Source organism: Boudabousia liubingyangii (assembly GCF_001907245.1).
In the GTDB taxonomy this organism is placed as follows: Bacteria; Actinomycetota; Actinomycetes; order Actinomycetales; family Actinomycetaceae; genus Boudabousia; species Boudabousia liubingyangii.
Genome location: NZ_MQSU01000001.1, coordinates 44,319 through 56,503, shown reverse-complemented (window position 1 = coordinate 56,503; position 12,185 = coordinate 44,319). Strand labels below are relative to the sequence as shown.

Below are 12,185 nucleotides of genomic sequence, written 5' to 3'. Positions count from 1 at the left end.
AACGCAACGGGGTACATTGCGCTTTGTCTAACCGTGAATTTCGGGTTAAGGTGGCACTAGTTCCCTAAAACTCTGAAAGCAGGCTGAACCATGAGCACCTCCAGTGCCCCAAAAATCGACCTACACACCCATTCACGGGTCTCGGACGGGACCGATACTCCTACCGAGCTAATCACCGCTGCCGTTGAAGCTGGACTAAGCACCATTGCCTTGACTGACCACGACACTACGCGCGGTTGGGATGAAGCCCAGCAAGCCGCCGATGCTGCGGGCCTAGATATTCTGCTGGGGACCGAGGTGTCCACCCGCTTAGATGGGCATTCGATTCACATGTTGGCCTTTGGGGCTCCCGCTAAGGGCGCCTTGGCTGAGATCTACGAACGCACTCGTGAATCCCGCGAGGGACGCATGAAAGCCATGGCTGAGAAACTAGCCGAAGATTTCCCCATTACCTACGAGGACGTGCTCAGCCATTGCGGACCCGGCGCCACTTTGGGCCGTCCGCACCTAGCTGATGCCTTGGTCGCCGCGGGTTGCTTCCCGGATCGGACCGCCGCTTTTAATGGCCCACTTCGTCCCGATTCGCCCTACTACGTGGGGCATTGGGCGCCTTCGCCCGTGGAGGCGATTGAGGCGATCCGTTCGGTTGGTGGCGTGCCAGTGGTGGCTCATGCGCTTTCGAAGACGCGAGATTTTTCACCCAATCCGGAACAACTCGAAGAAATGTTCTCTTATGGGATGGCAGGGATGGAGTGCTATCACCGTGATCACTCAGCAGCCGCTCAAGACTGGATCTTGAAGTTTTGTGAAAAACACGGCCGTTTTGTAACCGGCGGCTCGGATTATCACGGGACTGGAAAGCCTAACCGCTTAGGTGAGAACGTCACCGATCCGCAGGTCTTGGTTGAGATTCGTCGCATGATCACCGCTGAAAGCCTTTAGGACCAGAACCGAAATCCGGTAAGACGAAGGTAGCATTGGTTCCCAACCGCGAACGTTGATAGCTACTATCTCGGTGTTTTGGTTTCGCTTAGACCAAATAGCTGGCTTGAGCCTAAAACCTGGCGTTAAACTATAACGGTTATTTTCTTTAGCCATCCTATCTTGAAGGAGCTATCACCCATGCGGATTTCATCCCAGCCGCACCTAAAAATTAACAAGCACCTAGCCGTGACCCCGAAAGCCACTAAGGGCCGAGGTCGCGCGCTTACCCTAGCCGCCCTGGCCGCCTTAGCTTTGGGCTTGGGGGCGTGTGCGCCGGCAGATACTACCCAGCCGGCTCCCAGTGCAGAAAAGCCGGCACCCTCGGCAGAAAAAACTGCTGCCACCCCGGCTGGCCCGCTAACCCCGGTCCGTTTCACCATGTCGTGGACGGCCAATAATAATCAGACTGGCGTGTTTGTGGCTAAGCACTTCGGTTGGTACAAGGAAGCCGGGATTGACCTGAAGGTTTTGCCGTATTCGGGCCAGCGCCCCACTGAAGTGATCAATGCGGGCGCCGCTGATGCGGGCGATACCAACACTGAGGCGGTATTGAATGCGGCGATTAATCACCAGAACGTGGTGATGGTGCATAACACTCAGCAGAAGCCCTCTTACGGGGTGCTGACTCTGGAGAGTGCCAACCTGCAGCACGCGAAGGACCTGGATGGGAAGAAGTACGCGGACTGGGGTTCGGGTACTATCCGTCAGATGGTCACTGACATGATCAAGAATGATGGCGGGACCGGCAACTTTGAGTCCGTGAACCTGGCGGGCCCGGATGCGTACACGGCCCTGAATGAGGGCCAGGTCGATTTCACTACCGGTTTTATGACTGTCGAGGGGGAGCGCGCCAAGTTGGCGGGGCACCCATACCGGTACTTGCCGTTTGAGGACTTTGGGGTCCCGGCGAACCCGGCGGACATCGGCATTGTGTTGTCGCAGAAGTTTATTGATGAGCACTCGGATGCCGCCCGTGCCTTCACCCAGGCCACCCAGCGGGGCTATGACTGGGCTCTGAAGAACCCGGAAGAGGCCGCGAAGATCCTAGTGGATGAGAATCCGGATGCGAAACTGGATCTGGATCTGACGATCCGTACCCAGAAGCAGCTTTCTGGCACCTATTGGCCGGATGCGCAGGGCGTCACCGGTCACGCGAATCTCGAAAAGTGGCAGGCTTACGCTGACTACATGGTCGAAAAGGGCCTGTTGAAGGACGCTACCGGTAAGGTGCAGTCAGAGAAGCTTGATGTTAAGACTCTGGTCCGTAACGACTTCTTGCAGTGATTGCGGTTTAGCGGTCTAAGGGTTCTGAGGGGCAGAACTTGGGCGTCCTATCAACGTGCAGGGTTTCAGTCCGTCAGGGACGTTTAGCGAAGTTCCGACTAAACTGTTGCTCATGAGCTTAAGGAAAAGAACGGTCAGTACCACCATTGGTTTAGTACTGACCGTTCTGCTGCTCTTAGGCATCTGGGAGGCTGCGGTCTTTCTGTTTTCGATCCGCCCGCAGATTCTGCCGGCCCCGTCGGTAATTTTTCATTCGGCTGTGGAGGACTGGGCCGCTTTAAGCCGGGCCGTGCACGCTACCAGTTTTGAAGTTTTTTGGGGTTTGCTGGCCGGCTGCCTACTGGGTGTCCTGGCGGGTTTATTGATTTTTGCTTCCCGAATTTTGCAATCCAGTCTTTACCCGTTGCTTTTGGCTGCGCAGACGGTACCGATTATTGCGATCGCGCCGCTGATCATGATTTGGATGGGCTTTGGCTATTCCGGCAAGATCTTGCTGGTAGCAGTTTATGCTTCCTTCCCAGTGGTGGCGGCTACGGTTCGGGGGATGAAAGCAGTGGATCGTTCCCAGGTACAGGTGGCGCGTTCCTTGGGTGCGTCTTGGCCTTGGGTTTATGGGCACGTGTTTTTGCCCGGCGCGGCGCGGCAGATCTTTACCGGGGTGAAAATTTCCGCTACTTACGCTTTTGGGACAGCCGCCATGAGTGAGTACGTGGGGGCCGCTAACGGCCTGGGTGTTTATCTAAATGCTGCCAAGGTGAACTTCCGGACGGATTTGGTGTTTGTGGCCGGCTTTGCGCTAGCGCTTTGTACCCTGGTGCTCTTTGCTTTGCTTTCCGTGCTTGAGCGCGTGTTGATCCGTTGGCCAGAAGGTGGGGTTCACGATGACTGAAACAGGTTTGGGAAACGTGAATGAGCCGATCCTGCAGATTTCGGACCTGTCCTTCGCCTATGGTGACCGTCAGGTTTTGGCTGATATTGCTTTGAGTTTAGACTCTGGTCAGTGCCTAGCTTTGGTGGGGCCTTCCGGATGTGGAAAGTCCACATTGTTGAAGCTTCTGGCGGGCTTATTGCCTTTGCAATCCGGTCGGGTTTCCTGGGACGGGAAGTCTGATAGCGCCCATGCGATTACCGCTCAGGTGGGGGCTTTAATGCCCCAGTCAGACGCCCTGTACCCGTGGTTGCGGGTGCTGGATAATGTGGCTTTGGGGGCGCGACTGGCGGGTGCTTCAAAGCGAGACGCTAGAGCGAAGGCCCTGGAGTTGCTAACTCAGGTTGGTTTGGCTGATTTCACGCAGGCTTGGCCGGGGGAACTTTCTGGCGGCATGCGATCACGCGTTAGTTTCGTACGCACGCTAAGCTCTGGGCGACCTCTGTGGCTGCTTGATGAACCCTTCGGGGCCCTTGATGCCCTGACCCGGGAAGAGGTGCAGGATTGGCTTTTGCAGCAGCGTCAGCAGCACGGGGCCACTATGGTGATTGTGACTCATGATGTGGCCGAGGCGGTGCTTCTGGGCGACCGGATCGCGGTACTGCCGAAGGAGCCAGGCGCGCTAGTGGCAGAACTTGAGGTCCCGCAGTTAACCCGTGCGGATGCTGATTTTGTTACCTGGTGTGAGCAGGTTCGGGCTCTGCTAAAAGCCTGAATGCCTGAGCTAGGCTGCAACCCGGGTGGCGTTCGCTTTCCGGTTCATCACCTGCAGGATTGCTGAGCAGATCGCACCAATCGCTGCTACCAGCGCCATCAGTAGGAAAATGCGTTTAAAAGCTAGTCCCGGATCGGTTTTGGTGGCGTCCAGGATGGCACCGTTGATTGGCATGGCCCATAGAATGCAGGCAAAAGCCATGAAGGAGTTAACGCTCATTGCTGAACCCACAATTGAATCTGGCAGGTCAAGTTCTGCGACGGGTGCCTGCTGGATTGCTTTAGACATCATGATGACGAAGGCCATGACCGAGGTTGCGACTAGGGCGACCCAGATATACCCGGGGTCCTTGGGTAGGTAGGCCATGATGATCATTAGGATCGTGGTAAATCCTAGGGTCCAAGTGAGGGTCACGGTGGAGGATTTAAAGACGTGATCAGCAACTAAACCACCCACGATGCCGCCGGTTAGGCCTAGGGCTAGGGCGTTGACGGTAGCGTACGTGGAGGCGGTTTCGGAGGACATCTGGTAGACCCGCACGAACAGGGGCGTGGTGTAAACCAGGACCGTGTAGACCCAGTAGACACAGAGGCCCGCGATTCCTGCTACCCAGATGCGGGGGTGCTTCAGGGTTAGGATCAGTCCCTGTAGCGCTTCTGCCGAGGAAGCCGGCGCGGCTTCCTCGGAAATGGTCGCCGTAGCGTTGGTTGGGTTGGTGCCGGAGGCTGCGGTGACTAGCGCGGTGGCTTCTGCATCCGTGGGGACATAGTGCTGGATTAGTAGAATCATGGGGATCACGATTAGTGCGTAGGCGACCATACCCCACTGGAATGCCAGCATGGAACCGTTGAATATGGCCATGACACCGATGAGGATGCCGTTGAGGGTGGCTTCTCCACCGGCACGGAAGGCAGTTAGGACGCCGAAGGCGAAGCCTTTATTCTTCTCTCCAGACAGTAGCGCGACGCCTTTGATAACCGCGGGCCAGTAGATGGCGTCTAGGACACCCCAGGTGAAGGTAATGGCCATCATCACGTAGAAGTGTGGGCGCACTAGGATCATGAAAAGTGCCGTGACTAGGCGGTAGATAAGTCCCCAGATTAGGATTGTACGAGTGTTGAAACGATTGTTGATCCAACCACCGGGAATGTAGAAGAAGACTGCTACTCCCAGCATCATGAAGAGCATGCCAAATTGGGTGTCGGTTAGCCCATAGTAGGTCACTAGGCGCTCATAGAAGGGAATCTTTAGTGATTCAAAGGCACTGTAGATTACTTGGCCGGAAAATACAACGGTAAGGAAGGCGCTGATCTGCTGTTTGGAGGTAAAACCGTTCCGTTTCGCTATTGAACCCACCAGGTGACTCCTTTACTGCTTAAAATCTAAACTCCCGTCCGGTGGCAACGTTGCCAACGAAATGGGCAGGCTAAGAAACGCAGGGGTGACCAAAGGTAGAGTTAGTTTTTTGTCAGCTGCGCTGCCGAGCCAGAAAACAACTCATCAATACTACTACCTAAAGACGTGATGCGCTTAGGTCGAAAGTAACTATTTTCAATTGGTCTGCGAAGATTTTATAGTTGGTATTTGTGTTTTGGATTCTGCGGTTCTTTTACTTGGTCGATCATGAGCCAGATGGCGGGAATACCCGCGGTTAGGGCAATAGCAGTCGCATAGTAAGCGGGAGTTAAAGCGTCTCCCGTGCTCTTGGTCAGCCAAGCAACAATTGCTGGTGTGAGACCACCAAAGATCACCGTGGCCAAGTTGTAGCCTAGGGCCATGCCGGAGTAGCGCCCTCGGACCGTGAACTGTTCAGGAACAGCGCTTGCCGCGATCGCACTCCAAGCCGCTGCTGGAATCGCCAAAAATGCCACTGCGCCAGCCAAAACTGCAGTATTGGGCGATGCCAGTAGGGAGTAGCCGGGCAGTGCCAAAGTCACCACTGCCACTAGCGTCAAAATAAAGGCCCAGCGACGCCCAATCAGGTCTGAAAGCAGACCAATGAACGGGGTTGCAATAATTGCCGAAAGTGCCGCGATAGTGCCAAGGTTCAGTGCCGACTGAGAATCAGCGGACTGGACCGTTTCGATATAGGTGGGGAGGTAGGTGATCGTCAGGAAGTAGGTGGCTGAACCTACGGTAGAAATCAGGAAACTCACCAAGATCGGCAGGCGTTGCTCGCTAAGTGCATAGCGAAGGGGCGTGACCGCATCGGGTTCATCCTGCGCTTCATGAATCACTTCCATTGCGGGGCTTTCCACCATGAAGCGACGAAGGGGAATCATCCCAGCCGCCAGTAGCGCCCCCAAGAGAAAGGGGATCCGCCAACCCCAAGTATGCAACTGTTCTGTGCCAACAAACTGGGTGGTCAGGGCTGCTGAACCCACCGCTAGCAGAGCTCCAACTTCAGAGTTTGCTGCCGCCCAGCTGGCGGCCAAGCCGCGACGGTTTGGCTTAGCTGATTCCATTAGGTAAACCATGATGCCGGTGTATTCGGCACCCACGGAAAAGCCCGCTAGCGCTCTGAGAGCAAGGACTCCCACGCCACCCCAGATCCCGATGGACTGGTAGCCAGGCATGATCGCAATTCCGGCCATCGCAATCGACATCAGACCCGCAGAGATGATGAGCGCTGCCGTTCGCCCCCTAGTGTCTCCGATATGTCCAAAGACCAATGCACCTAGTGGGCGGAAAAGGAAACCAACCGCCCCGGTAGCTAGCACAATCAGCAGGGAATCTTCTTGATTGGGGTAAAAGGTCTGACTAAGCGCGGTTGCTAGGTAGAAGAAGAGAGAGAAGTCAAACCACTCAATAATGGTGCCGCTGGCCGCAATGAGCATCGAAAGTCGTCGTGAGCGTTCCGGCGTCGCGGTGGGCATAAGTAGTGCTTCCTTCCCTAGGTAGCTCAGTAATGAAGCGTGCGCACCCAGCGGCAGGTCATGGGACGCGTGCTTTCAGCAACGGTTTGGGATTTATCCTACGGGAAAGGTTTCTTGCGGACTAGTCTTGGTTCGATTTCTCGCATTTTGTGCAATTTGGGAATAAAAAATCTTTCTTAAGAGGCTCTAAAAGTTCTTGCTAAGCTACGAATTTTGGTATAGGTTTGACGCGGTTTAGGGTTTATCAAAGGAGAAGCCAAATGAGTCAGCCTCCCATGTCATTCGATCCGACTGAAATGCTGTTGGATAATCCGAATTTGGAACCACAGGCCTTAACTGAGATTGTTAATTCTAGGCCTGATCTTTGGCAAAAGGTTGCTAGGCATCCTAAGGTATCTCCCGCACTCCTCAGGTATTTGCAAACACATGGAGATCCTCAAACCAAGGCAGAAGTAAGTCGAAGATTAGCCTCAGAGATCCCAATGCCAGGTTCGAATACTCAAGTTGAGGGGAATCGGGCTAACAATCTTGGAGGAGGAAATGAACCCTCCCATTCTGCGCAACCGTCGGGGAAGAGGAAGAGCTGGATATATGCTGTTATCGGGCTGCTAGTGGTAGCGTCCCTTTTAACTATGGCGGGCTTTTGGGTGTATAAATCTATGCGCTCCGGCGCTGATTCGAAGAGTCATAATAGCAGCACTACGGAAACAAACGATGGGAAGTCTGCAAGCCCGGAAAGGGTATCAGTAAGAAAAGTGCCCGGCATGGATTTCTCAAAGTTTGATGCTGAGGCTCTAACTGCGCCTGATAAGCGTTTAACCTTGCCAGGCAAACATCAGGGGTGGATTACCCTAGGAATGAATACCGATGCGTCTGGTCAATTCCTTTTAATTCCTTATCATTTTCATGAAGAAAGCGATTACCAACTATACCGAGTTGACGACTTGCTCAGAGGCGAGGAAGGAAAGGAAGTAAAACCTCTTAAGACGATTTTCCCTGAGAAACAAAAAGGTAAGATGCAGGGATTGATTGGCGAATATTTACTTTCCCTCTCACCTGAAGGCAAGGTCGAATTAGTTCAGCTTTCTGACCTAAATAAAGTTGTTAAGACTCAGACTTTGGATCTTCCGACCAATTGTGAAAGTCCGGTATTGCTTCCAAGCCCTCAAGGGCATGATCATCTTCGCTATTACTGTTTTAACAAGGAAGATAAGCTAGCCATAAGCACAGATCTAAAACTACAGGAAGGGAAGATAGTCGTTGGCGAGACAACCAAGACTGTGGGACTACCGGATATTACCTTATCTGAGGCTCAGCTGTCCTATATGTTGAATGGTGGAATATTTAGCGTTTCAAAACCCAGACAAGACGTAGTTAGGTTTAAGTCATCACTTACTGGGAAAAGCTATGATCTTGAATATCGTACGCTAACCGAAACAACTTATCTGAAGGACGGCGGGCTAGTAATATATTCTGGCGGGTATATCGACGTTGATCCCTTCACTGTTGTGCTTTCGCCAGAGGGAGATAAACTTTTGGAGTTAGCCGCCCATATTCGTATTTCCCAAACGCTAACTTCAGCAGAAGTGGCCAAGTTTTTAAAGCAAAACCAACAGGATCTGTCTGAGGCTACCGAGCAAGGCCTAAAATCGAACGATGAACTAACTTTCATGATGGCAGCAGATGGGAAAGTCCTTAAATTAGATATGGTTAATGACTCCGTCATGATTGTTTCATTATTGCGCGAAAATAAGGGTGCTTATACCGGAATTTCGGGAACTACTTTCGAGTGCGACAAGAGTGAGAAGGGCAATCCTAACCTGCTGGATTGCTCGATGGTTCCTGGCGGCTTTGAATGGGCTAACTCTGAAGCTGGAGGACCGTTCTTACTACACCCAAAGGTTGTAATTTCTCTAGACTCTGACGGGAAGACGAATATCTGGGGCCCAAAGGTTCACGACTGATATTTCTGATTCAGCCAACTACAACCCCAGATAGTGACCTACGTTATAATGGTTGGTAAGTGTTTTAGTGGTATCGCTAAATGGGGAGTAAATATCGAGGCTCCCAGAGGCGATTAATCTTGCCTAATCGATCCTCTAGCACGATGAATCTGAAAGGTACGACCCAAGGAGGGGTAGTAATGGATCCAGAGCGACCCTTAGGAAATGAGCCAATCTTAGAGCCTGAAACGGTGGAACCCGACCCGCGTCTGGCAGAGGTTGACCCAGAAGTGGACTCTGAAGAAGAAACTGAAGGTAATTACCGCCCAGAGGACGTGGAAGATCCGCGTGAGCGCGAATTCTTAGAGGCTCCGTTCGGGGCTCAAGGCGGGCAGGCGTCTTTGGCCTATAATCCCACGCCGCATTCCAACTAGCTAGTAAAGGTCCCCTCTGCGAGTATTTGCAGAGGGGACCTTTCTGTTTATTGTCCTAATCCTTTTACTGTCCTAATCCTTCCCGGCGCCTGTTTAGATTATTCCGCGAACCCTTCTGGTTGCGTTAGTGGATGGGCAGTGTTGCTCAATTTCTGACAGTGGATGCTCTTGGAGCATGCGGGCGAAGATTCGTCCGGCAGCTACTGCATCAGCGCTGGCGTCATGATGCTGAAAGCTTTCGCCTGGAAAATACCAGTTAAAAACTGAGTCCAGGGTGGCAGATCGTAACTCCCCAGCCAAAAGTTTGCGGGCCAGTCGCACCGTGCAAAAGCGGCGATTATTGACCTCTGGGAGCTCGTATAGTTTGCCAAGGTCTGAAAGTACGTACCCATCAAATGCCATATTGTGCGCAACTAGGGGAGTCGATCCCACAAAAGCCTGGAACTTCGGGAAGACTTCTTCCCAAGAGGGGGCCCCGGCAACATCTGCGGGGGTGATGCCGTGTACTAGAACATTCCGAGGGGAAAAGTAGTTCATTAAGGTGTGCGGCATGATTAGCGTAGAAAAGGTTTCAAGGAGCTCTCCGGTAGGCGCGAACCTAGCTAAACCAATTGAGCAGGCGGAGGCTCTGCGTTCATTGGCGGTTTCAAAATCGATGGCGACAAAACCGTTCATAAAACACCTCCTTAAAAGAAACGTAAACCTATTTTACCTTATTTTTAGACTCGCTGTGTTTTAGGTCGCAGAAAGGGGTGCAAAAAATGGGAACTTTGACGCAAAACTAGACCTGTAAAACCTTGGCTAAAAGTCTCCTGCTAAGGTGATACTGGATTACCGCTCAAGAGGGAGAGAACAGATGCCCAATAACTTTGTCTTGATTGGCCTTTTCTTTATGGCAATCGCGATTGCCATTTTGGTGCTATCGGTTTACACACAACGAAAAACCCTAGCAGAGGTCATGAATGGTCTACGTACTCTCTCTGGGATCGATGCGGCTAAACGCAATGCGAAACGCGGTAAGGGGACGCTGAAATCTACTACCCGAGAGGCTCTGCTGCGCTATATGCTGCAACGCATCCAGTACTTCGCCGCGGAGGCAATGCTAGGTGTCGGGATTTTTATCTTGATCATTGGCCTGTTTGATACTCAAGAGAACGCGGCGGTTTATGCGACCGCGGTTTTGGCGGTCTATGCCGCCTACGTCCTAGTGAGCTTTGTGCTGACCCTGAAGGATCAAAGTCAGACCTTTTCTAGCGCACTGGAATACCTTGCTTCTGATACCTCTAAGCCGTTTAAGGACTATCGAAAGATCCTTGAAATGAAGCATCGTAGCGTTTTACGAGTGGGTCTGCACCGCTGGGTCAACGAGGCCGAAGCGGAAATCTCCTAGGAAGTCTTCTAAGGGAATAACAATTCATTTTTTAAGACTTATCGGCTGAAAGGCTGCTAGGGTTTTAACAATCGTGTACGCAGAATCGGCGTGCACTAGGAAAATAACGAAGGATGGCAACGTGTCTTACCCTCCAGCTGGATATCCCGAAAATGAAGAACAGAAGCCTGAAGGCACTGATGCTTCTCAGGCTCCGCAGAATCAGGACTTCTCTGAAGAGCAAGGTCTAACTCGCGAGTATGCTCCCTCTGACGAGGTAGCTCCCGCACCTGAGCCCGAAGCGGCCCCTGCTCCTGAGCCCGAGGCAGCCCCCGCACCCGAAACTGCTGCTGAAGCAGCAGTAACCGGCGAAGCTGCGGCTTACGCAGCCTCTAACGGTGCTCAGCCTACTGAAGTTTTCGCGGCCCAGTCCGCCCCGCAACCTTATGCTGCACCTTCCTACCAAGCTGAAGCCCCCTCGGGTACTTATAGTTCTACCTCGCCAGCGACCAGTGGAAATGCGGAAGGCTACCAGCCTGCCTACGCTGCTGCCGCACCGAGCCCCTACCAGCCGGGAGCAACCTACGGCAGTGGCGGCAATGGTGGATCCGGTCCCTACCAGTCCGGTGCCAATGAGAATGAAGGAAAGTCCAAGAAAGGCCTAGTCTGGGGTCTTTCAATCGGGGCCGCAGTCCTAGTGGTACTTGGTCTGGTCTTAGCATACTTCCTGTGGCCCAGCGGAGATTCAGAACCTAAGAAGGACAAAGCTAGTACCTCGCAGGAAAAGAAAGCCAAGGACCAGAAGCAGGATAAAGCTAAGGTTCTACCCAAGGTTCCCCAGATTGGCAAGGATGACGATTCTCAGAAGACCGCTGAAGGCAAGTCTGGCGACGCCAATCAGGGTAAGCCCCAGGGGTCTGTTGATGCCGCGAAACTTGAAAAAGCCACTGAGTCTGCCAAGCAGTACCTAGAGTCCATTCCCTTCTCTCGCTCAGGACTAATCCACCAGCTGACCTATAACGGTGAATTCACTGAGGCCGAAGCTACCCAAGCGGTAGACAGCCTCAATGTTGACTGGAATGAACAGGCACTTAGGAAGGCCCAAGAATACGTTGACTCTGGCATGGGACTGTCGAAAAAAGGCATTGCTAAGATGCTGTCTGAAAAGGACATTGCTGGTTTCACTGAGGAACAAACCGAATACGCCATCGCTAATGTAAAAGCTGACTGGAAAGCGCAAGCCCTGAAGTACGCGCAGGGTGTCGTTGACAGTGGCAGTGGTGTCTCGGAAAAGCGTCTCTCTGATTCGCTTTACCATGAGAGGAACGACCGCTCCTTCACTCAGGAAGAAGCAAAGTACGCCATGGAACATCTTAAGGTTGACTGGAACGAACAGGCTGCAAAGGCTGCTCGCTTCAACAAGGACAAGATGAACATGAACGACGAGGAAAATCGTCGTTACCTAGAGAGTGAGCACGGTGCTGGCTTCACCAAGGAACAAGTTGACTACGGAATGTCTCAACTGAAGTGAGGCCTCAGTTTCTACTCTGGTAAGACCCGGCGCGGCTAAGGCCCAGACAAGCTAAGGTCCAGAACCGGTAAGACCCAGGTAGAGACTAAGTCACAGCTAAAAGTTTTGCCCCGACAGTACT

The 12,185-nt window shown here is 52.8% G+C and carries 11 protein-coding genes; 8 read left to right on the top strand and 3 right to left on the bottom strand.

Annotated elements, in window-relative coordinates; all coding sequences use genetic code 11:
* Nucleotides 1-90 precede the first annotated feature (90 nt).
* The 4 genes from BSR28_RS00285 (at nt 91) to BSR28_RS00270 (ending at nt 3,911) form a co-directional block, all read left to right on the top strand.
* Nucleotides 91-942, top strand: a complete 852-nt coding sequence (locus BSR28_RS00285) for a PHP domain-containing protein (protein WP_073713013.1) — start codon at nt 91-93, stop codon at nt 940-942.
* Nucleotides 943-1,122: 180 nt separating this feature from the next.
* Nucleotides 1,123-2,268, top strand: coding sequence for an ABC transporter substrate-binding protein (locus BSR28_RS00280; protein WP_073708666.1), 1,146 nt, complete (start codon nt 1,123-1,125; stop codon nt 2,266-2,268).
* A gap of 112 nt (nt 2,269-2,380) precedes the next feature.
* On the top strand, nt 2,381-3,157 hold the full coding sequence (locus BSR28_RS00275; protein ID WP_073708667.1) for an ABC transporter permease: 777 nt from the start codon (nt 2,381-2,383) through the stop codon (nt 3,155-3,157).
* Nucleotides 3,150-3,911, top strand: coding sequence for an ABC transporter ATP-binding protein (locus tag BSR28_RS00270; RefSeq protein WP_073708668.1), 762 nt, complete (start codon nt 3,150-3,152; stop codon nt 3,909-3,911). The genes BSR28_RS00275 and BSR28_RS00270 overlap by 8 nt, the downstream gene beginning before the upstream one ends.
* Before the next feature lie 9 nt (nt 3,912-3,920).
* Here BSR28_RS00270 and BSR28_RS00265 read toward each other — a convergent pair whose 3' ends face one another.
* Together BSR28_RS00265 and BSR28_RS00260 are read right to left on the bottom strand one after the other, a co-directional pair.
* Entirely contained in the window at nt 3,921-5,267 is a 1,347-nt protein-coding gene (locus tag BSR28_RS00265) for an MFS transporter (RefSeq protein ID WP_073713012.1), read from the bottom strand.
* Between the two features lie 215 nt (nt 5,268-5,482).
* A complete protein-coding gene (locus BSR28_RS00260; protein ID WP_073708670.1) occupies nt 5,483-6,787 on the bottom strand; it encodes an MFS transporter in 1,305 nt (434 codons plus the stop codon).
* 260 nt (nt 6,788-7,047) lie between these two features.
* On the opposite strand from BSR28_RS00260, the gene BSR28_RS00255 reads away from it, so the two are divergent.
* Together BSR28_RS00255 and BSR28_RS00250 are read left to right on the top strand one after the other, a co-directional pair.
* Nucleotides 7,048-8,751, top strand: a complete 1,704-nt coding sequence (locus tag BSR28_RS00255; protein WP_073713011.1) for a variant leucine-rich repeat-containing protein — start codon at nt 7,048-7,050, stop codon at nt 8,749-8,751.
* 179 nt (nt 8,752-8,930) lie between these two features.
* On the top strand, nt 8,931-9,164 hold the full coding sequence (locus BSR28_RS00250) for a hypothetical protein (protein ID WP_073708672.1): 234 nt from the start codon (nt 8,931-8,933) through the stop codon (nt 9,162-9,164).
* 93 nt (nt 9,165-9,257) lie between these two features.
* On the opposite strand, the gene BSR28_RS00245 is transcribed toward BSR28_RS00250, so the two are convergent.
* Entirely contained in the window at nt 9,258-9,839 is a 582-nt protein-coding gene (locus BSR28_RS00245; protein WP_073713010.1) for an exonuclease domain-containing protein, read from the bottom strand.
* 181 nt (nt 9,840-10,020) lie between these two features.
* Between BSR28_RS00245 and BSR28_RS00240 the strand changes: the two genes are divergently transcribed.
* Nucleotides 10,021-10,554 carry a hypothetical protein gene (locus BSR28_RS00240; RefSeq protein WP_073708674.1) on the top strand — a complete coding sequence of 178 codons (534 nt, stop codon included), beginning with the start codon at nt 10,021-10,023 and terminating at the stop codon, nt 10,552-10,554.
* A gap of 121 nt (nt 10,555-10,675) precedes the next feature.
* The gene (locus BSR28_RS00235; RefSeq protein ID WP_073713009.1) at nt 10,676-12,064 is read left to right on the top strand and encodes an Ltp family lipoprotein; all 1,389 of its coding nucleotides are present in this window, start codon (nt 10,676-10,678) and stop codon (nt 12,062-12,064) included.
* Nucleotides 12,065-12,185 lie beyond the last annotated feature (121 nt).

What these genes read in the sequence shown, in the direction of transcription:
- BSR28_RS00275 (WP_073708667.1), top strand. Translation starts at nt 2,381, where the DNA reads ATGAGCTTAAGGAAAAGAACGGTCAGTACCACCATTGGTTTAGTACTG.
- BSR28_RS00285 (WP_073713013.1), top strand. Translation starts at nt 91, where the DNA reads ATGAGCACCTCCAGTGCCCCAAAAATCGACCTACACACCCATTCACGG.
- BSR28_RS00255 (WP_073713011.1), top strand. Translation starts at nt 7,048, where the DNA reads ATGAGTCAGCCTCCCATGTCATTCGATCCGACTGAAATGCTGTTGGAT.
- BSR28_RS00280 (WP_073708666.1), top strand. Translation starts at nt 1,123, where the DNA reads ATGCGGATTTCATCCCAGCCGCACCTAAAAATTAACAAGCACCTAGCC.
- BSR28_RS00270 (WP_073708668.1), top strand. Translation starts at nt 3,150, where the DNA reads ATGACTGAAACAGGTTTGGGAAACGTGAATGAGCCGATCCTGCAGATT.
- BSR28_RS00240 (WP_073708674.1), top strand. Translation starts at nt 10,021, where the DNA reads ATGCCCAATAACTTTGTCTTGATTGGCCTTTTCTTTATGGCAATCGCG.
- BSR28_RS00245 (WP_073713010.1), bottom strand. Translation starts at nt 9,839, where the DNA reads ATGAACGGTTTTGTCGCCATCGATTTTGAAACCGCCAATGAACGCAGA.
- BSR28_RS00250 (WP_073708672.1), top strand. Translation starts at nt 8,931, where the DNA reads ATGGATCCAGAGCGACCCTTAGGAAATGAGCCAATCTTAGAGCCTGAA.
- BSR28_RS00260 (WP_073708670.1), bottom strand. Translation starts at nt 6,787, where the DNA reads ATGCCCACCGCGACGCCGGAACGCTCACGACGACTTTCGATGCTCATT.